The following is a 25,284-nucleotide window of genomic DNA, read 5'->3' as shown; positions in this document are numbered from 1 at the left end:
GCAAGCGTGGATGTGCGCAGCACCCGACAACATCTGCCGCTCCAAGGACGCGTCGCCGTGACGACTTGCCGCACCCTCCAGCCATGAATCACGAAACCGTACTGGAGTACTAGGGCGTGTTTCAGAAGTGGATCAAGGTTGTGCGATGATCACGTCTCGTGGCTCGGGGAGATCTGACAGAAATCCAGTGGGTGGTACTGGAGCCGCTGTTGCCGAGGGGCATCAAGTCCGGACGCCCGCCGGTGCACACCAAGCGGCAGCTGATCAACGGGATACGGTTCCGCACCCGTACCGGCATACCGTGGCGGGACCTACCCGAACGGTACGGGCCGTGGGAGACGGTGTACGGGCTGTTCCGCCGCTGGCAGCGCGACGGCACCTGGCACCGCATCCTCGAACAGCTCCAGGCCCGGGCCGATGCTGAGGGCCTGATCACCTGGGACGTCTCAGTAGACTCCACCGTCGCCCGTGCCCACCAGCACGCGGCTGGCGCTCGCAAAAGGGGGATCTCCAGGTCGAGCCGCCCGGCGGGGTTGCCATCGAGCCCGACGACCACGGGCTCGGACGCTCCCGGGGCGGTCTGACCACCAAGCTGCACCTGGCGGTCGAGCAGGCCCAGAAACCGATGTCGCTGGTGATCACGGCCGGGCAGCGCGGAGACTCCCCGCAGTTCCAGGTCGTCCTCGGCCGCATCCGCGTACCCCGGTCCGGGTCCGGCCGGCCTCGCACCCGGCCGGACAAGGTCCGCGCCGACAAGGCCTACGGCTCCCGTGCGAATCGCGCCTACCTGCGCCGACGAGGGATCCGCTGCACCATCCCGGAGAAGCGCGATCAGATCGCCAACCGCAAGAAGCACGGTTCTCGCGGCGGCCGTCCGCCGAAGTTCGACCCGGTTGACTACAAAGAACGCCACGCGGTGGAGTGCGGCATCAATCGCCTTAAAAGACACCGCGCGGTCGCCACGAGATACGTCGCCCGCGAGATCTACCAAGCCCTACTCACATCGCGGAGGCGATCTCCCGCACCAGCCCCCGCCGGTTGACATCCATAGGGGCATCAAACTTGCCGTCCGTTACGAAGCGACCGTACTGGTCGCCGCCATCAACGAGTGGCTGTAGGAATCCGGCGAAAGCCGAGAGCCGGTGGAGGCCCCACAAACCAGTCGAGAAAGCCTTTGCGGGCTGTCACCCTGGCCAGATGTTGCTCAAGCTGACCGGATCCAGCGGCGCGGGCAAGACCACGCTCGCCTTCGCCCTCGCCGACCGGCTGGACGGGGTCGTGGTGCACGAGTTCGACGAAGTCGGTGTCCCGGACCCTCCTATCCCTCCCCACTGGCGCAATCACATGACCGAGATGTGGGTACGGCGCGCGCTGGAGTACCAGGACCGTGGAATGGACCTGCTGCTGTCCGGGAACTCGCCACTGGGCGAGGTCCTGGCCGCCCCCTCGGCCCCGTTGCTGAACGGGACCGCAGTCTGCCTGATCGACGTCGCCGACCAGGACCGGCGACACCGACTCGCCGCACGCGACGGCGGCCGATGGGATCAGGCCGCCACCGACGCCTTCTGCGGCTGGGCCGCATGGCACCGCGGGCACGCCCGCGACCCGCGCTTCCGGCCTGACGTCATCATCGACGGGAGCTGGCCGGAGATGGTCTGGCGCCGGTGGACCACGTGGACCGCCGAGGACCCGCGATGGCGCACCCACCTGATCGACACCACCGGCCAGTCGCTCGCGACATCCGTGAACCAGGTCGAGCGATGGGTCACCGAACAGCGCGAGGCACATCGGTCAGGCCGACTGGCCTTACCTCGAGGCTGGACAGACGAGACACCCCGCCCAACCGACCACGATGCTTGATCCACTTCTGAAACACGCCCTAGTACTCCAGCCGTAGATCGCTGGTGCGACGTCCGACCGACCGCGCCTACGGGTGCGTGTCCGTGATTGCGATGACCTTGTCGAGGCGGTCCAGGGCAGCCTGCATGTCGTCGATCTTGGCCTGGATGCGGTCCCGCTCGGTGCGCAGCATGGCTCGTTGCCCGGCGTCGGTGTGCCCGGAGTCCCAGCACGGAAGGAGTGCCATGATCCCTCGGCTGGTCAGGCCGGCGGCGAACATCTGCTGGAAGAAACGGACCAGGGCGACGGCATCCTGCCGGTAGAGACGCTGGCCGGATGGGCTGCGCTCCGCGACGAGCAGCCCCTGCTGCTCGTAGTAGCGCACGGCGCGTACCGAGACGCCGGCACCCCGCGCCACCTCGCCGATGCGGATCAACCGCTCGACCGCGGCCTGCGTAACGGTCATGGTGATTCCTCTCCCCCGGCCCTGATGACCAGCACTTGCCTCTGACGTCAGCGTCAGGTTTTAGCGTACCGGGCATGGACATCAACAACTCAGTTGCCCTTGTCACCGGAGCCAACCGCGGCCTGGGCCGCGCCTTCGCCCAGCGTCTGCTCGAACGGGGCGCCCGCAAGGTCTACGCGACGGCTCGCCGGCCCGAGACCGTGGACCTGCCCGGGGTCGACGTGCTGCCCCTCGACATCGCCGATCCCGCATCCGTGAGGGCCGCAGCCGAGGCCGCCCCGGACGTCTCGCTGCTCATCAACAACGCGGGGATCCAGACGGGGACCGACCTGGTGACCGGTTCGCTGGACGCGGTACGGCACGAGCTGGAGACCAACATGTTCGGCCACCTGGGAATGATCCGGGAGTTCGCGCCGACGCTCGCCAAAAACGGCGGGGGCGCGATCGTCAACGTCCTCTCCGCCATGTCATGGTTCGGGGTCAGGGGCGCCAATACCTACCACCTGACCAAGGCCGCCGCCTGGGCCATGACCAACGGCGTCCGCCTGGAACTCTCCGAGCAGGGCACGCTCGTGACAGCGGTGCACCTCGGCCTGGCCGACACCGACATGGCGGCGGGCTGGCCCGTGGCCAAGATCGCGCCGTCGGACCTGGCCGACGCGGCGCTCGACGGTGTCGAGGCAGGCTTCGCCGAGGTCCTCGCCGACCAGTGGAGTCGGGACATCAAGTCCCGTCTGCCGCTGACGCCGGAAGAATTCAACGACGCGATGGACCGCGCCCTGGCGGCGCTAACGGCGGGATGAGGGGGCCCTCGGGCCGCACTGACTTCGGTCGGTTGCTTCTGAGCTCAGTCAATTAACACTCCATCCGCAGTCGTGGATCTTCATCGGGGCCTTCCTTCGTGGATACCCCGGCCTTCAGGCCGGGGAGGAAACGAAGCTCCTGCGGAGCAGGGCAGGAGGAGTCGGTTCGCCGCCGGGGCGGACCGGCGCCCACCGCCGACCGTCCGATACCCGCCTCTCACACGGGAGTTGATAGAGGGTGAGGTATGGCGGAGCAGGTTAAGCGGGCGTTCAAATACCGCTTCTACCCCACGGACGAGCAGGCGGCGGAGCTGTCGCGCACGTTCGGCTGTGTCCGCTTGGTGTACAACAAGGCGCTGGAGGAGCGCACCCGGGCCTGGTACGGGGAGCAGCGCCGGATCTCCTACGTGCAGTCGTCCGCCGCGCTCACCCAGTGGAAGAAGACCGAGGAACTGGCCTTCCTGGCGGAGGTGTCCTCGGTTCCGCTCCAGCAGGCGCTGCGTCATCTTCAGGCGGCGTTCGCCCACTTCTTTGCCAAGCGTGCGAAGTATCCGCGCTACAAGTCCCGTGCGTCGGCCGAGTACACCCGCAGCGCCTTCACCTGGTGCGAAGGACTGCTCACGCTGGCCAAGATGGCGGAGCCTTTGGACATCCGCTGGTCGCGCCCCCTGCCTGAAGGTGCGGAGCCGACCACGGTGAGCGTGTCCCGCGACGCGGCGGGTCGCTGGTTCGTGTCCCTGCTGTGCGAGGACACCATCGCCCCGGCCCCCGCCATGAACACAGCGGTCGGCCTGGACGCCGGGATCACCTCCCTGGTGACCCTGTCCACCGGGGAGAAGATCGCCAATCCGAAGCACGAGCGGCGGGATCGCGCCCGTCTGGCCGGCGCGCAGCGGGAGCTGTCGCGCAAGGCGAAGGGCTCTGCGAACCGGGAGAAGGCCCGCCGCAAGGTGGCCCGCGTGCATGCGCGGATCGCTGACCGGCGCCGCGACTTCCTGCACAAACTGACCTCGCGCATCGTCCACGAGAACCAAGTGGTCGTGATCGAGGACCTGACCGTCCGCAACCTGCTGAAGAACGGCACGCTCGCGCGCGCCATCTCGGACGCGGCCTGGACGGACCTGCGCTTCATGCTGGAGTACAAGTGTGCCTGGTACGGGCGTGAACTCGTCGTGATCGACCGCTTCTTCCCCAGCTCGAAGCTGTGCGGAAGCTGCGGCACGGTGCGCGGGAAACTGTCGCTGAACGTCCGTGAGTGGACGTGCGAGCACTGCGGCGCCGTGCATGACCGCGACGTGAACGCGGCACGCAACATCCTGGCCGCCGGGCTGGCGGCAGCAGCCTGTGGAGACGGTGTAAGACCTCAACGGGAGTCCTCCCGGACGGGGCAGTCGTCGGTGAAACAGGAACCCCAGCGGGCGACCGCTGGAATCCCCCGCCTTTAGGCAGGGGAGGAAGTCAAGTTGTGGCCTCGCGTCGGCGGTAGTGGCAGTCGCGGGCGCGGGCCTGGTGTCGACGACGTCATAGGGACCAGTGCAGGCGATGGTCGCGTTGGTGGTTCGGGGATGCGGCGGGCAGGGCGAATGGTCGCTGTATTTCGTTGCCGGTGAGAGCGATGAGTTCGGTGGGGGCGGGGTGCTCGTCGGCGCGGATGACGGCCAGGAAGGCGTGGGCGAGCGCCGAGAGGGTGACCCAGCGCAGCCAGGGGGTGTGGCGGCGGACCTGGTGCTCTTCCAGGCCGGCGAGGCCCTTGCCGGCCTGGAAGGTCTCCTCGATCTTCGTGTACTCAGCGGTTCGGGCTGACTGGCGCGACCGTAGAGCCTGTGACGTGGGTGTCCCATCGCATTCGAGCCGGCAGGTGGCAGGCTTTTCCGCGGGGCTGCCAGATAGTTTGAGAATGCGATGCGGCGGGGGCTCAGGTGAGTTGCCCTTCGCGGGGAAGTTCTCGTAGCCGGTGGTGGGGCGGTGCTGCGAGCGGGGTGGAGGCCGCGGACAGCTGGCGGCGCAGCTCGACCGTGCTTCCCCGGCGAGATGCGCGCTCTGCCGGGCGGGCTGGCGGTGTCATTGGGAACGGGGGGGCGGGATCATGGGCGAGGTCGGACTCGAGGGTCGGCTCGTGTCGGCGGTTCGGGCGGGGGATGCCGAGGCGGTTCGGGATCTGCTGAGCAGGGGTGCGGATCCGGATGCGGTGGACGCGAACGGGCTGCCGGTGCTGTGTGTGGCGGTGACGGCGTACGACGAGCAGGTCGCCGAGGCGTTGGTGGAGGGCGGGGCGGACCCTGACCGGGTGCTGCCGGACGGGACCACGCCGCTGGGGTGCGCCGTCGACGGCGGTTCCCCGGCGCTCTTCTCGGCGGTGCTGGGCAAGGAGCCCCGGCTGCGGCTTGCGGAGGCTGCCCGGGAACGGTTGCTCGCGTCGGCCCGGAGCTGGTACGAGACGGGCGCGGCCGAGGAGCTGCGGCGCAGGACGGGCGCACCGGGTCCGGCCGTGACGGTCCGGGTTCAGGACGGCGAGTACGACTGGGTCGATCAGGTCACGCTCGGCGGCCTCGTCGTGCGGGCTGGGCACGGTGCCATCCTGACCGCGCTGGAGTGGGCCTTCCGTGTTCTGACCCCCGTCGACGAACTGATCGCCCGTGCTGTGGAGCAGCCGGACGAGGAGCATGTGGGCTGGTCCACGGTCTGCTGGATCCTCACCGAGCGCCGCAGCTTCGAGACCTGGTCCGCTGTGGTGGCCCATCGTCACGACCCGGAGCGGGCGCATCGCCGGTTCGTAGTGGATTACCTGCGGATGCGGGGGTTCCTCGATACCAGTCCCTACTACGAGAAGGAGGAGGGCGAAGTCCTGGCCGCGTGGGCGGCCGAGGAAACGGACGGCGAGATGCTCGCGAAGGTGCTCGACGCCTTCACCAACCGTGCCCATCCGGGTCAGGAGGCCATCGGCCTTCGGCATGCCGGCCATCCCGACCCGCGTGTACGCCGCGAAGTGCCTTACGCCCTCTGCGCGACCCGCACGCCCGCGGCCAGGGCCGCCCTGCGCACCCTCCTGCGCGACCCGGACGCCGGAGTGCGGCTCAGGGCATGCGAGGCGAGCATGCGGGACGGCGACCTCCTCCCGGAGATCACCCGGGCGCTGCTGTTGCTGGCCGAGGCACCGGATGCCGGTGTGCGGGGTGAGGCCGTGGCGGCGCTGGCCGGTTCCCCGGACCGTACGCCCGCCGTTGCCGACGCCCTGGCCGCGTTGCTCGGTGAGGACAACCAACTCGTGCGTCTGGAGGCCGCCTACGGTCTCGCCCGGCGGGACGACCCGCGCACCGCCGAGGCGATCGAACGGGTGGGGCCACTCGGTGCCGGCTTCGAACACGACCATCGGGTCGACGAGTTCTGGCGGTGGAGGTGGCGCAAGGACAACCCGGACGGCGAGTGACGATCTCCTGTCGTGCAGGCTGTGGTTCGCTGACCTGCAAAGGAGCCAGCTGGTTTGAGAACACCGGCAGCCCTTGTTCTCAAACACAACGTGGCCTTCGCGGACGTCTCGTTCGCGGTGGGGCAGAAGCGCCGGCCCGCGAGCAACGACACGCCTCCGGAGCGAGACTGCTCTGCTGTCGCCGGCGACCGGAAGCCGACGAGTTCGCCGAAATGGCCGTTGCCGACCAGGGACAGGAGCTCCGCCCGCGTGGTGCTCGCCCGGTTGGTCGCAATGCGGCTGGTGTTGATCATGCAAGAGCTGACGGGCGGCCGGTCCCCCGCCGGCGTGAGCCAGAGGTCTTCTTCCTTCACGTTCCGGGAGTGCCGACGGCGTTCAGCTCTTCGCCGGTGGCGAGGCGGGCCCGGACGGTGATGCGTGGGTTGTGGGGGGCGGGTACGGCGAGGGTGCGGGTTCGCTGCGTGGCCGTCACGTCTCCGCTCACCGTGAGGCGTGTGACGGCGCGGCTGCCGGCGGCCAGTGCGTACCAGTGGCCGTTCGGGGAGCGCCAGCCGTCGGCGGCCACGACGTGCTGGCCGAACCGGCTGCAGGCCGCGGTCGCGCGGGCCCGGGTGATGGTCCGGGCCGGTGCGCCGGGTGCGTATGTGCTCGTGCGGAAGGAGACCGTCACGTCGCCGGGTCCGCGCCAGGTGTCGGCGCGGGCGCAGGTCCACACGGCGTGGCCGCCGCCGTCGGGCAGGTCCTGTTCGGCGAAGTCCCAGGTGTTGACGGCGCGTACGCCGGTGTCGTGCAGCAGTTGCAGGGAGCAGGCCTGGTGGGCCCAGGCCAGCAGGGCCTGGGGGCCGGTGGCCTCGCGGGGCTGGCGGGCGGGTGGTGTGCCGTGTCCGGGCAGGGGGGTGTAGGTGAGGTGGACCGGGGACAGGTCGCCCAGGGGGGCGAGCAGGAACGCGTGGTGTTCGGCGATGCGTTGCGAGGAACGCAGTTGCAGGACCGGCCGGCTGTCGCAGTCCCCTGTCGCGGGCCCGGTCGCGACCGGGTCCGTGACGCCGTCCTTGGAGACGTGCAGCGCGCGGGCGGGGACATCGGGGCGCAGCAGGTCGCGGGTCTGTGTCTCGGCGATCCAGGGGGCCAGCAGGTAGCGGGCGGTGCTGCCTGCCGGGGTGAGGGTGAGGGCCGCCGCCGTGGTGACGTCCGCGTCGTCGGCGCGGGCGATGCTGAGCTGCGTGTCCCGCGCCGCGGAGCGGGTCTCGCTGTAGCGGGCGAGACGCGCTCCGTCGTAGAGCAGCACCACGGCGCGGTCGCCGACGTCCCCGGCGTACAGCAGTTGCGGTGCGGTCGCCGGTGGGCTCGCGGTCGTGGCGGGGGCGAGGTGGAGGTGGGTGCGGGCCTGCGGGCGCGTCCATGCGGACAGGGCGCGGTCGAGGAGGTGCTGGTCGTGGACGCGGGAGCCGCGGGCCGGCCATGCGGTGAAGTCGACCCGCGAGGTGTTGTCCCACACTCCGGCGGCCGTGCGCACCAGGTCGGCCGGCCCCGGTGTGCCGTGTGACGCGGGTGCCTGGGTGCCCGTCCGGTGCGCCGTGCCGCCGGCGGCCACGACCAGGGTCACCACCGTCACGAGTCCGATCGCGGCCGTCCCCAGGACCAGGCGGGTTCGCCGGGTGCGGCGCAGCAGATCGGTGGGGCCGGCCTGGAGGGCGCAGGCGTCGAACTCCTGTGACGCGAGCAGGGTGGCAGGTGGCCTGCGCGCGTCCTCCTCCAGGAGGCCTGCGGTGCGCAGGGCGGCGGCCGCATCCGGCGCGTCCGCCGACTCCAGCAGGGCGTGGACGGTGTCGGGGGGCAGGCCGTGGACGGTACGCAGCAGGAAGGCTGCGCGGGCCGCGGCGGGGGCTGCGGACAGCCGCTGTGCCAGGGCGAGTTCGTCCGCTCCTCCCGAACGCGGGAACAGCCGCAGCCCCCAGACCATGGGCAGCCGGGGCCGCAGAGCGCCCGGGTGGACGAAGCGTGCGGGCCACATCCGCGGACGCCGCCCGTAGGTCAGCGCGGCGCGCAGCACTTCCACCAGGAGGCGGCGCTCGACGGTGTCCCCGCCGCGGGACTCCCGGCGCGGCAGGGGGACGGCGGGTGCGGTGGGTGCGGTGGGTGCCGTTCCCGCGCGGCGCAGCGTCCGCTGGACGAGGGAGTGCGCCAGGAGTACCCGCCGGTGCCGGCCGAGTGAGGCGGGAAGGACGAGATGTGCCAGGCGGACGAGGTCGCCGTACTGCTCGACGAGGACGGATTCGGTCTGCCGGACCCGGGACCTGACGCCCCCGGTGTGGCGCCGGAGCGAGCGAAGTTGCATGGAGCAGGACGCTTTCCGGGAGGGGACGTGGCGATGTGTCGTTGCGTCAAACGAGTGAATCCCGGGCCGGTCACCGCCTGCGGGGTGTGCGACGGTGTTCCGCCCGGTCGCGCGGTTCACACGCCGTGAGCAAGCAGACCGTCCGTGTCGGCGAACTGTTGCGTGGCCTGGGCCTGCCGGCCTGATCGCAGTCTCGGCACCGCGGGGGGGGCAGGACTCAGCGAGAGTTCTTCCAGCGGGTGGCGGACGTGGTGCAGGCCGCCCCGGGTGCCGCCCTGTCTACGTCGGTCATCGTCCGGCCGGCGACATCTTTCCCCGCCAGGGGTGACAGGACTGCGCACCGCCGAGGCCATCCGTCGTCAGCTCGCCTGCTGTCCGGTCGCTCACCGGCAGCTCAGGTCTCCGGGCGTTCGTTGGGGGTGCTGTTCCCTGCCGCGGAACGAGATGTCCGTGCGGGCAGTCAGGCCGTTGTCTGCCGGGCGTGAAGAGTGAACCGCTGCTGTGCCGCACCTCTGTGCGCTCTTCGCCGGGGGCGTGTCCCGCGGGACGATGCCTGAGCCACCGCGACCGGCGGCCGCAGTTGTGCGGGTGCAGGTGGTCGGGCGTTGGCCGGCGTGAGGGCCGGTCGTAGACGACACGAGCAAGGAGCGGGAATTGGCTGTGGTGATGGTCATGCGCTGGGCGGGTGTGACCCCCGAGCAGTACGACACCGTGCGGGATGCCGCGGGCTGGGAGGAGACCGCGCCTGAGGGCGCTCAGGTCCATGTGGCGTGGTTCGACGGCCAGGGACTCAACGTGACCGATGTCTGGGAGTCGGAGCAGGCCTTCCAGGCTTTCTTCGCCGCACGGCTGTTCCCTGCGGTCGAGAAGGCAGGGATCACCGGCGAGCCCGAGAGCGAGTTCTGCCCGCTGCACCGGCGTTTCATCACCCCCGGGGTCAGCGGCGCCGCGTGAAGCGAGTGCCGGCTTGTGTCCGGCTGCCCCGGCAGGGACCTGCTGCGTGACTCCTCCCCCGGCTGCAGCCGGGGGCTTCTCGCTATGCCGGGTTGGCGTTGCGACGGACCAGCCCGGCCCGTAGAACGTTGGTGGCTCCGACTGTGTCGGCGTGCGCGGTGTGGCCGCAGGCCACGCAGTGGAACTTTTCCTGTGTGGGCCGGTTCTCCTTGGCGGTGTGCCCGCATTCGGGGCAGGTGCGGGAGGTGTTGCGGGGGTCCACGGCGATCACTTCCCGTCCGGCGCTTTCAGCCTTGGCATGCAGGATCGTCAGGAACACCCCCCAACCGGCATCGTGGATCGACTTGTTGAGCCCGGCCTTCGCCACGGCCCCGTTCGGCAGGAAGGCGCCCGCCTGGTCGGGGTCGGGCTTGGGTGCGGGGGCCTTGCTCATGTTGCGGATCTTGAGGTCTTCGTGCGCGATGAAGCCGTGTGCGCGGACCAGGCCGAGGGCGGTCTTGTGTGCGTGGTCGAGGCGCTGGCGCCGCACCTTGCCGTGGAGCTGGGCAACCTTGTCCACGGCGCGCTGGTGGTTGGCTGTGCGGTCCTTGGCCTGGCGGCGCGGGAACCGGGAGAGGGCCTGCTGTGCGGCTTCGAGTTTCGCGGCGGCCTTGCGCCCGTGGCGCGGGTTGGGGACGAAGTCGCCGTTCGAGTCGGCGAGGAAGTTCGCGATGCCCAGGTCGATCCCGACCACGCTGGCGGTCGCGGGCAGCGGCTCCGGCTGTTCCTGTTCGGCGGTCAACACGACGAACCACTTACGGCCCTCGCGCTTGACCGACACGGTCTTGACCCGGCCGGCCACGGCGCGGTGCTGGTTGACCCTGACGTGGCCGACGCCCTGGAAGCGGACACGGCTAACGGGGTCGTGCGGGATGGAGTCCCACCGGCAGCCGTCGCCGTCCTTCGGGAAATCGACCGTGTCGAACCAGTTCACCCCGCGAAAGCGCGGGTAGCCGGGCGTCTCACCGGACTTGACACGGCGGAAGAACGCCTGCATCGCCTTGTCCAGGCGACGCAGCGTCGCCTGCTGCGAGGAGAACGACCACCGCCCTTGACGCTCCGGGTCGAACGCCCGGATCTCCTTGAGCTGCCCGGACTGCATCCCGTACCTGACGCTCGTCTTCGAGCTGTGGCGATAGGCGTCACGCCGCTCCTGCAAGGCCCCGTTGTAGAGGCAGCAGTGATCCCGCAGCATCTCGGCCAGTGCCTGGGCCTGACGGACGGTGGGCCGCAGGAGGAACTTGTACGCACGGATCATCTCAGCCCACCCCCTCCGGTCGAGTTCGCTCGATCCTACTAAACTTGGCGTATATCACCGCGCTGGGAACCAGATCCCGATATCAGACGTGGAAACCACGTCATCTACAACCTCCACGCACACTTGGTGTTTGTCACGAAGTACCGGCGCGAGGTCTTCAACGACGACATGCTGACACGCTGCGAAGAGATCATGCGGGACGTGTGCCAGTCCTTCGAGGCCGAGTTGCGCGAGTTCAACGGCGAAGGCGATCACGTCCACCTGCTCGTGCACTACCCGCCGAAGATCACCCTGTCCAAGCTCGTCAACAGCCTCAAAGGCGTCAGCTCCCGCTACCTGCGCGCGGAGTACACCGGCCGGATCAACCGGATCGGCACCGGGTCCGTCTTCTGGTCCCCGTCCTACTTCGCGGGATCCTGCGGCGGCGCACCACTGAGCATCGTCAAGGACTACATCGATAACCAGAAGCGGCCTGTCTGACCGTCAGAACGAAAGCGCAGAGAAGTCCGGCGCTTCGCGCCTCCGGACGAAGGATCGCATTCCCGCCCGGCCTGAAGGCCGGGATTCCCTGCGAAGATCAAGGGATGGAGCATCCGCCTGAAGCGCCACCACCCACCAGCACCAAACCGATCAGCCCACGCCAGCCCGCCACCCGCTGATCGGAAAAGGACCGCTCCTGGACAAGGCCACCCTGCGGGAGTTGAGCATGAGGGCGCAGTCGTTGTGACGAGCCTCGCTACGACACGGCCGGTCCGAGTAGCCCTGGACCGGCCTCTTCGTGTGCGGCGTTCTCGGAGGCTCCCGCTCGGTGATGACGACGAGGCTGGGTGAAGGGGGCAAGGATCTGGTGTCGGTGCGTGCTCGTTCGTCCGCCGAACATCCCGACAGCGAGATCATGCCGGAGGCCACGTCCCTCAATGGCCCGACTGGGTAATGCCGTCGGCGATCTGTCCCATGGTGTGGGCGACTCCCTGCCCGAACGTTGTCGGGGCGATGAGCACGCCGAAGGCCAGGACGATGAGCACGGTCAGCAGTTCGTCATTGCGGCTGCGTGCCTGAGTCCGGCGGCGCAGCCGGAAGAAGATGATGACCGCCAGCAGCACCGCCACATTGATCGTCAGCACGAACAGCACCTTCTCCCCCACGCAGAGATGCCCTTCATTCAGGTGTAGTCAACGACCGGTGAGGAAGTGACACAGTCGGTCAGGAATGGCAGCAAAGGGCGTACAGGTCGGCCGAATCTGCGTCGTTGACCTCCAGCCGTATCCGGTGCGACGTCTCACGCCGATGCACTGGGCATTCTTAGAGGATGCCGCCGCTTTTCCTCGCGCTATGTCAACGGATCAAGACTGCGATCAATGAGGACAGCTGACATCCGCATGAGGGTCGGCTGGGCATCGAAGTGGGAAACACACGAGGTCCCTCACGGCCGTTGGCGTCGAAACGGATCCCGCGTCGTCACTGGCGAGACAGCCGTCGCCACCGCGTGTCTGCCCGGCAGTCGGGCAACGGTCGTCATCCGGCACACCGGCACCGGACAGGCCCGGCCGGCTGGGGAACAAGCGTTACGGACCGGCCGCCGGTGTGCCGGCCGATTCGACGTGTCCAGGGCCCACAGGGCACTGCCGTGGTCCCCCGTCACCTCCTCCTCACCTGCAACATCCGAGGTCAGGGCGTCGTACTGGTGTTCATCAGGGAGTTCGCCGGAAGTGCTGCGGCGGGTGCGGGAGGCGCATAGCGTGCGGTGACCGGGCCGTTTCCCCGCGGTTTTGCGGTCCGTGCCTTGTGGGGCCCACGACCCTCTAGGAGATCTTGGGATGTCTTCCGACAGCTCCGAGTTACGTCCGCTGCCGCATCGGGCCGGACGGCATGCTTCCGCTGTTGCGCCTGGGTGGGCCACGGGCCGGGTCCGTCCGTGGACCGGGCCGCACCGGGATCTGCGGCTGTTGCGGCGGGCGTGCCGGTGGCAGCGGCGGGTGGCCGCGTTCGCCGCGCTCGGTTATTTCGCGGTCTTTCTGGCGCTGACCGTGGAGGTGCCCTCCCTGATGGCGCGTCCTGCTCCGGGCGGGCTGCCGTTCGGGTTGTTCCTGGCGCTGGTGCAGTTGCCGGTGACGTGGCTGGCGGTGGTCTTCTACGAGGTCACCGCGCGCCGGTTCGTGGATCCGCTCGCCCGCCGGGTGCGGCGTCAGGGCCGTGAGGGGCAGTGGCGGCCGTGACGGATTTCGAGGGCGCCGCGCAGTCCTGGTCGCTCGTGGCGTTCTGCAGTGTGGTGACGCTGACGCTGCTGCTGTGTGTGATCACCGGTCCCGACCGGGAGGACCTGGACGAGTTCTACACCGGCTACCGGTTCCTGTCGCCGCTGCGCAACGGGCTGGCCATCGCCGGTGACTACATCTCGGCGGCCACCGTCCTGACGGTGGGCGGGATCATCGCGCTGTGCGGTTACGACGGTGTGGTGCTGGCGCTGAGCACGCTGCTCTCGCTGCTGCTGCTGATGTTCCTGCTGGCGGAGCCGCTGCATCACACGGGCCGGTTCACGATGGGGGACGTGCTCGGGCGGCGGATGCCGGGGCGGGCGGTGCGGATCACGGCGTGTGTGGTCACGCTGGCGGCGCTGGTGCCCATGATGGTGGTGCAACTGGCCGGTGTGGGGCAGCTGTTGGCGTTCGTCCTCGGCTTCGACGACAGTTCGATGCGCACCGGCTGCGTCGTCGGGGCCGGCGCGCTGATGATCACGTACGCGGCGATCGGGGGGATGCGCGGGACCGCGCTGATCCAGATCCTGAAGACGGTGATCCTCCTCGGTTCCGGGCTCGTCGTCGCCGCGCTCATCCTGCACACCTTCGGCTGGAGCCCGCAGACCCTGTTCCAGAGCGCCGCGCAGAACAGCGGTGCCGGGCCGGGCTACCTGCGTTACGGCCTGCAGTTCGCGGGCGGGGAGCATCCGGCCCTGGACATGGTGAGCACGCAGTGCGCGATCGTGCTGGGCGGTGCCTGTCTGCCGCACGTCACGATGCGGATGTACACGGCGGGCAGTACGCGTCAGGTGCGGCGTGCGATGTCCTGGGCGGTGTCGGCGGTCGCGCTGTTCATGGCGGTGATGACCGTCGTGGCGGTGGGGGCGACCGCGTTGATCGGGGGCAAGGAGGTCGCGGCGGCGGATCCGCGGGGCAACACGGCGTATCTGCTGGGGGCGCGTGCCGCGTTCGGGGCGGATCTCTCCCGTGCGGAGGGGCTGTTGTTCACCACGGTCACCACGGCGATCTTCCTGACGCTGCTGGCGTCGGTGGCGAGCATGACGCTGGCGTGCGCGAATTCGCTGGCCCATGACGTCCTTGCCCGCGCGGGCACGGCGCCGTTGCGGGAGATGGGGCTGGCGCGGCTGTCGGCGCTCGCGGTGGGGGTGCCGGTGATCGCGCTGGCGGTGCTGGCCCAGCACCGCAGTCTGCAGCCGCTGGCGATCGTCTCGTTCTGTCTGGGCGCCTCGGCCATCGCGCCCGCGCTGGTGTTCGGTCTGTTCTGGCGGCGCTACACCCGTGCCGGCCTGCTGTGCACACTGATCGGCGGCAGCCTCAGTGTCCTGGTCCTGATGACCGGCACCAACCTCGTCTCCGGTTCTCCTCAGTCGGCGTTCCCCGAGGCCGACTTCAACTGGTTCCCGTTCACGACGACCGCTCTGGTGTCGGTGCCGGCGGGTTTCCTGTGCGGGGTGCTCGGCACGGTGCTGTCGGGCAGGAGGGCCGCGGCGCGTGAACGCAACCGTTACGAGGCGGTCGAGCCCGTCCTGCTGGCCGGGCCGCCTCGTCCCCGCAGCGGGTGACACGGGCCGGGGACCCGGGGGGTGCGTGTCCTGCATGTGTGGCGGGGTTCCGCTGCAGAAGCGCTGTGTTTCGCGTTGAGCAATCTCGGCGATGACATTGCCGGTGTGCCGGCCGCACCCTGATGTGTGAACGTGCTCTGCGGGAGCGGGAGATGAATTCACGTGGCTCGCGGGTACGGCCGAATCCATGACTGGGGAAGGTCTCGCATGTCGCCCACTCTTTTTGGGGTCACTGAGGATTTCGACGTTATCGTGATCGGCGGCGGGCCCGCCGGTGCGACCACCGCGGGGCTTCTCGCGAAGCGCGGGCACCGTGTTCTCGTGCTCGACCGTGAACGGTTCCCGCGTTATCACGTCGGGGAATCCCTGATTCCCGGCGTGATGGTGCCCATGGAGGAACTCGGCCTGGTCGAGCGCATGGAGGCCAAGGGATTCGAGCGTAAATACGGCGGGACTCTGGTGTGGGGGAACAACGAGGTTCCGTGGAATTTCTCGTTCACCACGGGCGGCCGTATCCCGTACGCCTATCACACGCGCCGTGCCGACCTGGACGCGCTGCTGCTGGACCGGGCGCGGGAGCTGGGCGCGTTCGTCGTGGAGGACGCGACGGTGAAGGAGCCCCTGGAGGAGGACGGCCGGGTCGTCGGTGTCCGCTACGCCCTGCGCGGCCTGAGCGGCACCCACGAGGCCCGGGCCCGTCTGGTCGTGGACGCGTCCGGACAGGCGCGGGTGCTGGGGCGGAAGTTCTCCACGGTCAACTGGAACGACCAGCTGCGCAACGTCGCGGTGTGGACGTACTTCGACAACTGCCACCGGCTGCCCGGCGACGAGTGGAGCAACATCCTCATCGAGGGGACCCGGGACGGCTGGTTCTGGGGCATCCCGATCGACAAGGGTGTCTTCAGCGTCGGTTACGTGACCCGGTCGGACGTCGCCAGCGGGAGCGACAAGTCGCTGGAGGACCTCTTCGAGTCGGAGATCGCGCAGACCACCAAGCTGAAGGACATCCTCAAGGACGCGACCCAGGCCGCCGGCTACCGTTCCGCGCGCGACTGGTCGTACACGAACGAGCGTTTCCACGGGAACGGGTGGGTGCTGGTCGGGGATGCCGCCGCCTTCGTGGACCCGCTGTTCTCCACCGGGGTCGCGCTCGCGACGCTGGCGGGCAGCACGCTGTCGAAGGTCGTCGACAAGATCCTGCAGACCCCGGGGATCGAGGAGAAGGCACTCGACCGGTACTCGACCGCGTACCAGGACTTCTTCCACGACATCCGTACGTTCGTGGAGGGCTTCTACGACCGTTCGAAGACCAAGGGGTTCTATTTCAACCTGGCCCAGGAGATCAACGACCCCGGCCAGGAGAACGACGCCCAGGTCGACTTCGTGAAGCTGATCTCCGGGCTCAGCGGGCGGGCCGGCGGGCTGTTCGACCTCGACCTCGACGACCTCGTCGCCGACGCCACGCAGGCCGGCGCGGCCGGCGTATGACATGACGCCGGGGCCTGACCGGGGCCCGCAGAAGCGGGTGCGGCGGGTCCCGGCACGGACAGCACGGTGCGGCGGTTCCCGGGAGCGGGGGCTGCCGCACCGCGCTGTCCGGCCAGGCCAAGCCGGAGTGGGGCGGGGCGGGGCGGGCGGCGGACCGGGGCGGCGGGCCGGGGTGTCAGGCTGCCGCGTCCTGGCCGCCGGGGTGCTTCGGGGCACTCACCCAGCGGACCGTCTGTATCCGTGCGTCGAGGATGCCGAGCGCCAGGGCGCCCAGGGCCGTGCCGTCGCGGTCGTGGAAGACAGCGCCGGGGCCGCCGTCCACGTCCTGCGGCCTCATGGTGACGCCGATGCGCAGCAGGGCCGGGACGACCGCGGCCAGGACCCGGGCGACGTGGTCCGCGCCGGTGATGCGGTCGGGCCAGGACGGGCCGGGGCCGCCGGGCCCCTCCGGCGGCGTCACGCAGGCGGTGAGCCGGCGGCTCACCGCCTGCGGGCAGCCCACGGCCGCCGCGATCTGTGCCGTGTCGCATCCGAAGATCTCCCGCAGGGCGAAGACCGCGCGCTCCAGCGGGGCGAGCCGTTCCAGGAGCAGTACGGCCGCTGCCGCCGTCATCGGCGACAGGGCCGCCGGGGCCGAGGTCGGCTGCTGCTGCGGGTGCGGCGGGTCCTGGAGGGGGGCGTGGGCCGGGTGCTGTGCGGCCCGGGCGATCCGGGTGACTTCGGCCGACAGGAACGCCCGGGGCGCGGCGGGCACGGCGGGGGCACTCTCGTAGGCGAGCCGGGTCTCCTCGACGGCGTCCCGGGCCCGGCTCGCGTTGCCCAGGATCCGGTAGGCGATCGAGAACAGCAGCGGCCGCAGTTCCTCGAACTCTTCGGTCCGGCTCACCCGGGCCCCTCCCTTCTTGGACACGGCGGACGGTGTCCGCCTCCTGCTCGCCGTGCTCGCCGCGGGAGAAGCACTGACCCCCTGCGGGCCGTCGTCACCGCCGTGCGTCCGGCGGCGGCACCGGTTTCCCGTCCTCTGCGCCGCACGCACGTCTGCCGCCTGCCGTGCACGAGACGAGACGGTCCCGGCGCACGTGACATCGAAGGGCATCGAAGGGGCATCGAGGGGTGCGGACCGTCGCGCCCGCCCGTCGGCCGGGGGGGGCGGGACGGGCGGGCGCGGCGGTCCGTGCGGGGCGGCCTCGGGGGGGGTGGCCGCCGCCGCGTGTCCCGTGCGCGCCGGGGGGTGGGGTGCGCACGGGGGCCGGGGTCAGGACGGCGTGTCGGGGGTGGGCGCCGGGTGTTCGTCGTGGGCGGCGTAGACCGCGAGGAAGGCGGCGAGCGCGCGGACTTCGCCTCCGCCGCCGGGGCTCAGGCCGGTGACCGGGATGCACCGGCCCAGGCCCTGCGCCAGTGCGCTGTGGGCCCGCAGCGCGTGGGCCGCCAGCTCACCGGGCCCCGGGCAGCCGGGGTCTGCCCTGCCGTCAGAACCGGAGCGAGAGCCGGGGCCTGAGCCGGGGCCGGGGTGGGGGTCTGCGGAGGTCATGGCGAGGGCCTCGGTCCAGGCCCGGGAGACCAGTTCGGCGGCGGGTGCGGGCCGTTGCGGGGCGGGCGGGGCGGCGCTCATCGGCTGTCCTCCGTCGGTGGGTCTCTCCTGCTCCGGGGAGCCGCACGCACCGCCGCCCCGGCCGCGGGCGGGGCGGCGGTGGGCGGGTCAGTCCTCGGTGTCGCCGCTGATGTGGCGCTGCACGAAGTCGTGGGCCAGGTCGCCGAACTGGGCGCCGAAGGGGATGGAGCGCTGTGTCGTCCCGGGGAAGGCCACGCCCGCCCACACCCGGCTGGCGGCGCAGTCGTTCTCGAAGTCGGTCCAGGTGTCCCAGGTCAGTTTCAGGTCGCCGGCGGGCACCAGGCCCGGCTCGGTCTGTGCGGTGCCGGCCGGGAAGGCGTGCGTCCAGTCCAGGACGTCGTCGCCGAGGAAGCGCCGGGCCGCCTGGGCCTGGGCGGAGCACAGGGCGGTGAACGCGGAGGGGAACTCGGGGTGGCTGCCCTGGGGCAGGTAGCCGCTCCACAAGTTGGCGGGCAGGTCGGTGACGGTTCCCCGGCCGGGGCCGCCCCAGGCGGCCACCGGGGTGTGGCCGTGGACGTGCCGGACCGCGCTGGGGGGCCGTACCGCGTCGTGGGCGTGCTTGTGGTGCCAGACGGCGATCAGGTTGTCGAAGCGGGCCAGGGCGGTGGTGAGGAACAGCTGGGCCCAGCCGTCCAGGTCCAGGTCGTGGGCGAGGGCGGCGGCGCGCGGCGCCCAGGTGAGGGAGACCGGTGAGTGCTCGAAGAACTCCGCCTTCACCTTCTGCTCGTCGCTCAGGCGGGCCGACGCGTCCAGGACCTCGTCGACCGCGCGCCGGTAGGCACCGGGGTCGGCGGGGTCGAGGTGGGCGGGCGGGGCGAGGGGGAAGGCGGCCGGGTCCTTGTAGGTGTAGGGGGTGACCAGCCGCAGCTGCGGGGTGAGGAACTGCTGGACGGTGTAGACGCCCTTGTCGCCCGGTCCGCCGCCGACGCGGCGCTGGTGGGGTCCCAGCGCGGGCTGCCAGCGGGTGGGGTCGGTCAGCTCGTAGGCGGTGTTGACGGGGGTGTAGCCGGTGTAGTCGGCGTAGGGCAGGGCGTTGTAGGTGCGGCCGTCGTGGTCGCCGCGGTGGTTCATGCCGTCGTCGTGGTGGGCGGCGACGACGGCTTTGCCGGCGGTGTTGCCGATGCCGACCGCGGTGGTGGGGTCCTGGGAGTCGTCGTCGGGGTCCAGGCCGAACGCGGTCATCGCCATCCGCATGACCGGGGCGCGTTCCTCGAAGACGGCCTTGACGACCTGGTAGGAGGCGTGGAGGCCGGCGATGTTCTTGTTGCGGTTGGTGGCGGACTCGGCGGCGGGGCGGCGGGCGATGCGGGAGTGCACGCCCAGGGCGGTGGGGTGGTAGGGCGCCAGCGCGTCGAACCAGGCCGTCTGGAACTGGAGGGTGATCCAGGTGTAGACGGGGGTGTCGCCGGGGGCGATGGCCTCGGCCGGGGGAAGCCGCCGCCGCCGTTGGTGGTGATCAGGTCCCGGATGAAGTTGCCGTTGTCGAAGTCGAAGGCGACCTTCGGGGCGGGAGGCGCAGCCGGTGCGGCCGGGGCGGCGGGTGCGGGGCCGGACGTCGTCATGGGGTGTGTCCTTTTCCTTGGAGAGGGCGCTGCGGTGAAGAGGACGCTGCGGTCCGGGGGCGGGGCGGGCCTTTCTGTGCGGAGATCCGGCGGGCTGCTGTTCACCTGCGTCGCGAATTCCGTCCGGGAATCCCGCATTTCACCCCATGGAGAGTAACCGCGGCCGCTCGAGGCCCGGTGGAAATCCGCTGCATTTACCGGCCCTGCAGAATATCGGTGGGAAAGATTAGCCAATATCTTGACAGGCCGAGTTTCCGGCGTCGATGCTTCGATGGAGCGGCGGCCCGGGACGTGCTTTCTGCCGGTGCCGATACAGACGCCGGTACCGGCGCCGTGTGCGGATGATCCGCCCCGGTTGTGCGCGGACATCGATATAGATATCGATACGGAAATCGATATGGTCATTGACGGTGACACTGGAGGAAGACGAATGAGCGGGACAGCGGAGCTGGAAAGTCTTTACTCCGTCATGGAGGAAACGGCCGGGCTGCTGGACATCACTCCCTCGCGCGACCGGGTCTGGCCCATCCTGGACGCCTACGCGCCCCTCATCCCGCAGGCCGTGATCGCCTTCCGGGTGGCGACGCGCGACACGGGTGACCTCGACTGCCGTTTCACGGCGTTCCCCCGGGGCTTCGACCCGTACGCGCACGCGGTGGCGCACTCGCTGACCGAGAAGACGGAGCACCCCGTCGGGTCGCTGCTGGCCGACCTCGAGGAGCGGTTCCCGATCCCCTGCCACGGTGCCGACTTCGGGCTGGTCGGCGGTTTCAAGAAGACCTGGACGTTCTTCCCGGTCGAGGACCTGCAGAAGCTGTCGGATCTCGCCGAGGTCCCCTCCATGCCCCCGAGCCTGGGCGGCAACCGCGACTTCTACGCCCGCTACGGCCTGGACGACAAGATCAGCATGGTCGGGATCGACTACCCGAGCAGGACGGTCAACGTCTACTTCCTCGGGGCCCCCGCCGCCTGCCGCGAGCCGGAGACCGTGCGCGCGATGATGCGCGACATCGGGCTGCCGGAGCCGAGCGCGGCGATGCTGGCGCACGCCGCGCAGGCCGGCGGCATCTACACGACCCTGAGCTGGGACTCCCCCGCGATCCAGCGGATCACCTTCGCCGCGCTGCTGCCCGACGTCCGCGAGCTTCCCGAGCGCTTCGACGTCGACCCGCGGGTCGCCGGGTTCGCGCGGAACGCCCCCCACACCTACGGCGCGGTCGGCAAGGGCCTGTACAACGTGGCGTCGTACGCCGGCGGGGAGTACTTCAAGCTCCAGACGTACTACCAGATCAGCGAGGGCTCCGTGGAGGCGAAGGGGCTGCTCGGCCGCACGTGACGGTGCGGGCACATGAGGCAGGCCCCGCATCCGGTCCGGGTGCGGGGCCTGCCGCGTGTGTGCTCACACCTGCCCGGGTGCGGGGGCCGGCAGCGGGCGGGGGGCGGTGTGCTCGGCGGCCCGGTGGTCCCGGCCGCGGGCCCGCAGCGCGCGTACGGCCGGCAGGCACAGGGCGAGGGGGAGGGCGAGGACGGTCAGTACCGTGCCCAGGCTCCAGCCGGCCTGGGCCATCAGGCCGCCCGCCAGGGCGCCGAGCACGGGACCCAGTTTGCCGGCGCTGTTGGCCCAGCTGATGCCGGTGGCGCGGGCGGACGGCGGGTAGGCGAGCGCGGCGATCACCTGCAGCGCGGAGTTGGCGGCCGGCAGGCACAGTCCCAGGACGAACGCCCCGGCCAGCAGCGCGGCGAACTGCGGCGCCCACAGGCCGGCGGCCGCCAGGCCCAGTGCGCCCGCTGTCCACAGGGCGGCCAGCACCGCGAACCGGTCGAAGCGCCGCAGGACGAAGGAGACCGCGAGCTGTCCCGCCAGGCCGCCCCATCCGAACGCCGCGACGGCGATGCCGGCCTGTGCGGACGTCAGGCCCGCGCGCTCGGCCAGCAGGGGCAGGTAGCTGAGGATCAGGCCGACCACGCCCAGGCCCGTCAGGAAGCACAGCCACAGCAGGACCGTGGTGCGGGCCGTCGCCCCGGACAGGACGGCCCGGGAGACGGGGAGCTGCCGGGACTCCGTCTCCCCCCGGTCCAGATCCAGGTCCACGCCGGTCAGGTCCCGGCCGGCGACGGCGGCACGCAGCGCCGCGCGCACCTGCGCCGGCGGCCGGCCGCGGGCGGCGAGCACGCTCACCGACTCCGGGACGTACACGAGCAGTGCCGGGATCAGCAGGAGCGGGAGGAGTCCGCACACCGTCAGCAGCACGGGCCACCCGTGGGCGGGGATCAGGAGCGAGGAGAGGATGCCGCCGGCGGTGGTGCCGGCGGTCACCCCGGCGAAGGCCAGCGCGACCATCTGGGCCCGGCGCGCGGCGGGGGTCCAGTCCGCGACCAGGGCCATCATCGTCGGCAGCACCGCGCCCAGCCCCAGGCAGGCCACGATCCGCACCCCGGCGAAGGGGCCGATGCCGTGCGTGAGCGCCATGCCGGCCGTGCCCAGGCCGAAGACGGCGATGCCGGCGGCGGTGACGCCCCTGCGCCCGTACCGGTCGGCGAGCGGTCCGGCCACCGCGCCGCCGAGGACCATCGCCAGCACGCTCAGGGTGACGGTGGCGGTGACGGCGCCGTCACCGGTCCCCCACTGTTTCTCGATCTTCGGGTAGACGAAGGCGGCGACGACGGCGTCGAGTCCTTCGGCCACCATCATGAGCAGGCCCAGGATCACGATGAGCCACTGCCGGCGGCTCATCGGACCGCGGTCGATGAACTGCTGGGGGCTCAGGCGTGCCGAGGCGTCCGTGGTCGAGGCATCCGTGGTCACCGGCGGACCCCTTTCGTCGCGAGGGAAAAGATGAAGGGAAGACATGAGGAGGGCGGGGGGAAGGTGTGCGGGCAGCAGAACGCCCCTCCGCGGGTGCGGAGGGGCGGGGAGAAAAAGAGGGGGGCGCCGAGGGCGCAGGGGCGGGTCGTGGGGGGTGTGGTCAGTGTGTGGCGCGGCGGGCGCGGTTGGCCTCGCGGCTCAGTGCCCAGGCGTCGGCGACCGGGCCCAGGTGGGCGAGCTTGTCGGGGTTGGTCACCGAGCGGATCGTCTGGACGCGTCCGTCCAGGACGTCCAGGGTCCAGGCGGTGAGGACCCGGCCGTCGCGGTCGCGGAAGATCGCGCCGGGCTGGCCGTTGACCTCGCGCGGCTCCAGCGTCACCTCCACCCGTACGAGCGCGGGCACGACCGAGGCCAGCAGGCGGGCCGTGTTGCCGGCGCCGCTGACCGCCCTGGCCAGCTGCGGGGTCTTGCCGCCGCCGTCGCCGACCAGTTGCGCGTCCGCGGCGAGCAGGTCGCGCAGGCCCTCCACGTCGCCCTCGCGCAGCGCGCAGAAGAAGCGGGCGGCGAGTTCGTCGCGTTCGCGGCGGCCGGCCTCGAAACGGGGGCGCTCGGCGGCCATGTGCCGGCGGGCGCGTACCGCGAGCTGGCGGCAGGCGCTCTGCGAGCGGCCCACCGCCGCGGCGATCTGCGGGAAGTCGAAGGCGAACACCTCGCGCAGCACGAACACCGCGCGTTCCAGCGGGGAGAGCCGCTCCAGCAGGATCAGGGCCGCCATGGACACGGAGTCGGCCAGCTCCGCCGAGCGGGCCGGGTCCTGGTAGGGGTCGGTGAGCAGGGGTTCGGGCAGCCACGGGCCGACGTACTGCTCGCGCCGTACGCGGGCCGAGCGCAGCACGTCGATCGAGATGCGGGTCACCACCGCGGACAGGAAGGACTTCACCGACGTGGGGCTCGCCGTGGAGGCGTCGTAGCGCAGCCAGGTCTCCTGGACCGCGTCCTCGGCCTCGCTGACGCTGCCCAGGATGCGGTAGGCGATGGAGAACAGCAGGGAGCGCAGTTCCTCGAACTCCTCGATCCGGCTCACCGTGACCTCCTGCCGTGGTGCCGAGCGTGGATCCGGGCCTGTGCCGGGGCGGTTTTCACCCTAGGGGCGGTGTCCGTGCGCGCCCCGCACGCTCCAGCGGTGCTCGAGTACGGCTGTGGCGGGTCTTGAGCGGGAACGGCGGGTGCGGCCGGCCGTGCCCGGGGGTGACCCGGGTGCGGCCGGCCGCTTCGACGGCCCGTCCGTGAGGGGGGCGTGCGTCAGGAGCGGGCCGCTTGGGCCTGTTCGGACGGCTTCGGGGCGCCGGCGCCGGCCGGTGCGGGCAGGGGTCCGCCGCGCAGCAGCAGGGCGGAGACGACGGCGCCCAGGACGAGGAGGGCGGTGCACCACCAGAACACCCGGATGTCGCCGTGGATCGACGCCAGGTGCAGCTCCCGCACGGTCGGGCTGCCCTGGACGTGGCCGGCGAGCCAGTCGGTGGCGGCGGCGGCGGCGATCGTGTTGAGCAGTGCGGTGCCGATGGCGCCGCCGAGCTGCTGGCCGGTGCTGATGACCGCCGAGGCGATGCCCGCGTCCTGGGGTGCCACACCGGAGGTGCCCGCGCTCAGCGCCGCGCCGTAGATGAGGCCCATGCCGATGCCGACCAGCAGCACGGGGCCCAGGATGTGGCTGGCGTAGGCGGAGTTCGCGTCGATGCGGGTCAGGCCGGCCATGCCGACGGCGCTGATCAGCAGGCCGCCGGTGATCAGCGGCCGCGGGCCGAACTTCGGCAGCAGCTTGATCGCGCCCACGCTGGTGCCCACCGGGGTGATCGCGATCATCGGGAGCAGCGCGCAGCCGGAGGTGATCGCCGAGTAGCCCAGGATGGTCTGCATGTAGTAGACGAGGAACATCAGGATGCCGAAGAAGCCGATGCCGACCAGGAGCACGGTGAAGTAGGCGGCGCCGCGGGTGCGGTTCAGGACGATCCGGGGCGGCAGCAGCGGGTGCGCGGCACGCGTCTGCCAGATCGCGAAGGCGATCAGCAGGACGGCGCCCAGGGCCAGGAAGCCCCAGGTGGAGGTCTCGCCCCAGCCGTTGTGCGCGTTGGAGAAGCCCAGCACCACGCCGAACATCCCGACCGACGCGAGCAGCACTCCCGGGATGTCCATCCGGGCGTCCGACTTGGGCTGGTCCTGCAGCAGGGCCATGCCGCCGAAGAACGCGACGGCGGCGAGCAGCAGGTTGACGTACATGCACCAGCGCCAGCTCAGGCCGGAGGTCAGCGCACCGCCGATGATCAGGCCCACGCCCGAGCCGCTGGCCACGACGCCGCTGAAGACGCCGAAGGCCTTGGCCCGTTCCTTGGGGTCGGTGAACGTGGTGGCCAGCAGGGCCAGGCAGGACGGCGACAGCAGCGCGGCGAACGCGCCCTGGCAGGCCCGCGCCGTCACCAGCATCTCGAAGTTGGTCGCGGCGCCGCCCACCGCGGAGGCGGCCGCGAAGCCCAGCAGGCCGATCAGGAAGGCCCGCTTGCGGCCGATCAGGTCGGACAGCCGTCCGCAGAACAGCAGCAGGCCGCCGAAGGGCAGCGCGTACGCGGTCACGATCCACTGCCGGTCGGCGTTGCCGAAGTCCAGGGCCCGCTGCGCGGAGGGAAGCGCGATGTTCATGACGGTCAGGTCGAGGCCGACCATCAGATAGGCGGTGCAGATGACGGCGCCGATCAGCCACCGCCGCCGTGCGTCCGCGGCCGCCCCCGTGCTCGGCCCAGCCGCGGCGGCTGCGCTCTGTGCTGCCATGATCATCTTCTCCTTGTTCCGTGGTCCGGCGTTTTCGGCGAACGGGCTC

At 70.9% G+C, this 25,284-nt stretch carries 22 protein-coding genes; 12 read left to right on the top strand and 10 right to left on the bottom strand.

Annotation, left to right across the window (positions count from 1 at the left end; translation table 11 throughout):
• Window positions 1–158 precede the first annotated feature (158 nt).
• Both OG714_RS53625 and OG714_RS53620 read left to right on the top strand, forming a co-directional pair.
• A protein-coding gene (locus OG714_RS53625) for an IS5 family transposase (RefSeq protein WP_406117737.1) occupies window positions 159–1,042 on the top strand; the annotation gives its coding sequence in 2 pieces (ribosomal slippage) (window positions 159–503 and window positions 506–1,042; 882 coding nt in all).
• A gap of 155 nt (window positions 1,043–1,197) precedes the next feature.
• The gene (locus OG714_RS53620; protein WP_406117738.1) at window positions 1,198–1,860 is read left to right on the top strand and encodes a hypothetical protein; all 663 of its coding nucleotides are present in this window, start codon (window positions 1,198–1,200) and stop codon (window positions 1,858–1,860) included.
• A 67-nt stretch (window positions 1,861–1,927) separates the two neighbouring features.
• Here the strand turns inward: OG714_RS53620 and OG714_RS53615 are convergent, their stop codons facing one another.
• Complete coding sequence (locus tag OG714_RS53615; RefSeq protein ID WP_406117739.1) at window positions 1,928–2,305, bottom strand: MerR family transcriptional regulator; 378 nt, start codon at window positions 2,303–2,305, stop codon at window positions 1,928–1,930.
• A 74-nt stretch (window positions 2,306–2,379) separates the two neighbouring features.
• On the opposite strand from OG714_RS53615, the gene OG714_RS53610 reads away from it, so the two are divergent.
• From OG714_RS53610 to OG714_RS53595, 4 genes are all read left to right on the top strand, one after another.
• Window positions 2,380–3,108, top strand: coding sequence for an SDR family oxidoreductase (locus tag OG714_RS53610; RefSeq protein ID WP_406117740.1), 729 nt, complete (start codon window positions 2,380–2,382; stop codon window positions 3,106–3,108).
• A gap of 245 nt (window positions 3,109–3,353) precedes the next feature.
• Window positions 3,354–4,553 (top strand): RNA-guided endonuclease InsQ/TnpB family protein, encoded by a 1,200-nt coding sequence (locus tag OG714_RS53605; RefSeq protein WP_406117742.1) that lies wholly within the window; start codon window positions 3,354–3,356, stop codon window positions 4,551–4,553.
• A 97-nt stretch (window positions 4,554–4,650) separates the two neighbouring features.
• Window positions 4,651–4,911, top strand: coding sequence for a hypothetical protein (locus tag OG714_RS53600; protein ID WP_406131674.1), 261 nt, complete (start codon window positions 4,651–4,653; stop codon window positions 4,909–4,911).
• Window positions 4,912–5,224: 313 nt separating this feature from the next.
• Complete coding sequence (locus OG714_RS53595; protein ID WP_406117743.1) at window positions 5,225–6,535, top strand: HEAT repeat domain-containing protein; 1,311 nt, start codon at window positions 5,225–5,227, stop codon at window positions 6,533–6,535.
• Window positions 6,536–6,884: 349 nt separating this feature from the next.
• Here OG714_RS53595 and OG714_RS53590 read toward each other — a convergent pair whose 3' ends face one another.
• A complete protein-coding gene (locus tag OG714_RS53590) occupies window positions 6,885–8,873 on the bottom strand; it encodes a hypothetical protein (RefSeq protein WP_406117744.1) in 1,989 nt (662 codons plus the stop codon).
• Between the two features lie 660 nt (window positions 8,874–9,533).
• Here OG714_RS53590 and OG714_RS53585 point away from each other — a divergent pair.
• Window positions 9,534–9,827, top strand: coding sequence for a hypothetical protein (locus OG714_RS53585; protein WP_406131676.1), 294 nt, complete (start codon window positions 9,534–9,536; stop codon window positions 9,825–9,827).
• A gap of 82 nt (window positions 9,828–9,909) precedes the next feature.
• Here the strand turns inward: OG714_RS53585 and OG714_RS53580 are convergent, their stop codons facing one another.
• Window positions 9,910–11,124: an RNA-guided endonuclease InsQ/TnpB family protein gene (locus OG714_RS53580; protein ID WP_406117746.1), complete on the bottom strand. Its 1,215-nt coding sequence runs from the start codon at window positions 11,122–11,124 to the stop codon at window positions 9,910–9,912.
• Between the two features lie 51 nt (window positions 11,125–11,175).
• Between OG714_RS53580 and tnpA the strand changes: the two genes are divergently transcribed.
• Window positions 11,176–11,604, top strand: a complete 429-nt coding sequence (gene tnpA / locus OG714_RS53575) for an IS200/IS605 family transposase (RefSeq protein WP_406131677.1) — start codon at window positions 11,176–11,178, stop codon at window positions 11,602–11,604.
• 434 nt (window positions 11,605–12,038) lie between these two features.
• Here tnpA and OG714_RS53570 read toward each other — a convergent pair whose 3' ends face one another.
• A complete protein-coding gene (locus OG714_RS53570) occupies window positions 12,039–12,248 on the bottom strand; it encodes a hypothetical protein (RefSeq protein WP_406131678.1) in 210 nt (69 codons plus the stop codon).
• A gap of 693 nt (window positions 12,249–12,941) precedes the next feature.
• Here OG714_RS53570 and OG714_RS53565 point away from each other — a divergent pair.
• The 3 genes from OG714_RS53565 to OG714_RS53555 all read left to right on the top strand — a co-directional run bounded on the left by OG714_RS53565 (window position 12,942) and on the right by OG714_RS53555 (window position 16,432).
• On the top strand, window positions 12,942–13,340 hold the full coding sequence (locus tag OG714_RS53565; RefSeq protein WP_406117747.1) for a DUF485 domain-containing protein: 399 nt from the start codon (window positions 12,942–12,944) through the stop codon (window positions 13,338–13,340).
• On the top strand, window positions 13,337–14,944 hold the full coding sequence (locus tag OG714_RS53560; protein WP_406117748.1) for a cation acetate symporter: 1,608 nt from the start codon (window positions 13,337–13,339) through the stop codon (window positions 14,942–14,944). Before OG714_RS53565 ends, OG714_RS53560 begins: the two co-directional genes overlap by 4 nt.
• 207 nt (window positions 14,945–15,151) lie before the next feature.
• A complete protein-coding gene (locus OG714_RS53555; protein ID WP_406117749.1) occupies window positions 15,152–16,432 on the top strand; it encodes an NAD(P)/FAD-dependent oxidoreductase in 1,281 nt (426 codons plus the stop codon).
• 175 nt (window positions 16,433–16,607) lie between these two features.
• On the opposite strand, the gene OG714_RS53550 is transcribed toward OG714_RS53555, so the two are convergent.
• The 3 genes from OG714_RS53550 to OG714_RS53540 all read right to left on the bottom strand — a co-directional run bounded on the left by OG714_RS53550 (window position 16,608) and on the right by OG714_RS53540 (window position 19,361).
• Complete coding sequence (locus OG714_RS53550) at window positions 16,608–17,318, bottom strand: sigma factor-like helix-turn-helix DNA-binding protein (RefSeq protein ID WP_406117750.1); 711 nt, start codon at window positions 17,316–17,318, stop codon at window positions 16,608–16,610.
• Between the two features lie 369 nt (window positions 17,319–17,687).
• On the bottom strand, window positions 17,688–18,044 hold the full coding sequence (locus tag OG714_RS53545) for a hypothetical protein (RefSeq protein ID WP_406117751.1): 357 nt from the start codon (window positions 18,042–18,044) through the stop codon (window positions 17,688–17,690).
• 87 nt (window positions 18,045–18,131) lie between these two features.
• Window positions 18,132–19,361, bottom strand: coding sequence for a DUF6851 domain-containing protein (locus OG714_RS53540; RefSeq protein WP_406131663.1), 1,230 nt, complete (start codon window positions 19,359–19,361; stop codon window positions 18,132–18,134).
• A 675-nt stretch (window positions 19,362–20,036) separates the two neighbouring features.
• Here OG714_RS53540 and OG714_RS53535 point away from each other — a divergent pair.
• Window positions 20,037–20,942 carry an aromatic prenyltransferase gene (locus OG714_RS53535; RefSeq protein ID WP_406117754.1) on the top strand — a complete coding sequence of 302 codons (906 nt, stop codon included), beginning with the start codon at window positions 20,037–20,039 and terminating at the stop codon, window positions 20,940–20,942.
• A 63-nt stretch (window positions 20,943–21,005) separates the two neighbouring features.
• Here the strand turns inward: OG714_RS53535 and OG714_RS53530 are convergent, their stop codons facing one another.
• The 3 genes from OG714_RS53530 to OG714_RS53520 form a co-directional block, all read right to left on the bottom strand.
• The gene (locus OG714_RS53530) at window positions 21,006–22,412 is read right to left on the bottom strand and encodes an MFS transporter (RefSeq protein WP_406117756.1); all 1,407 of its coding nucleotides are present in this window, start codon (window positions 22,410–22,412) and stop codon (window positions 21,006–21,008) included.
• A 160-nt stretch (window positions 22,413–22,572) separates the two neighbouring features.
• A complete protein-coding gene (locus tag OG714_RS53525; protein WP_406117758.1) occupies window positions 22,573–23,496 on the bottom strand; it encodes an RNA polymerase sigma-70 factor in 924 nt (307 codons plus the stop codon).
• Between the two features lie 218 nt (window positions 23,497–23,714).
• On the bottom strand, window positions 23,715–25,235 hold the full coding sequence (locus OG714_RS53520) for an MFS transporter (RefSeq protein WP_406117759.1): 1,521 nt from the start codon (window positions 25,233–25,235) through the stop codon (window positions 23,715–23,717).
• Window positions 25,236–25,284 lie beyond the last annotated feature (49 nt).

Origin of the sequence: Streptomyces sp. NBC_00989, assembly GCF_045162655.1 — a bacterium.
In the GTDB taxonomy this organism is placed as follows: Bacteria; Actinomycetota; Actinomycetes; order Streptomycetales; family Streptomycetaceae; genus Streptomyces.
The sequence above is the reverse complement of the archived record's forward strand: the minus strand, read 5'-3'. Positions and strand labels throughout refer to the sequence as shown.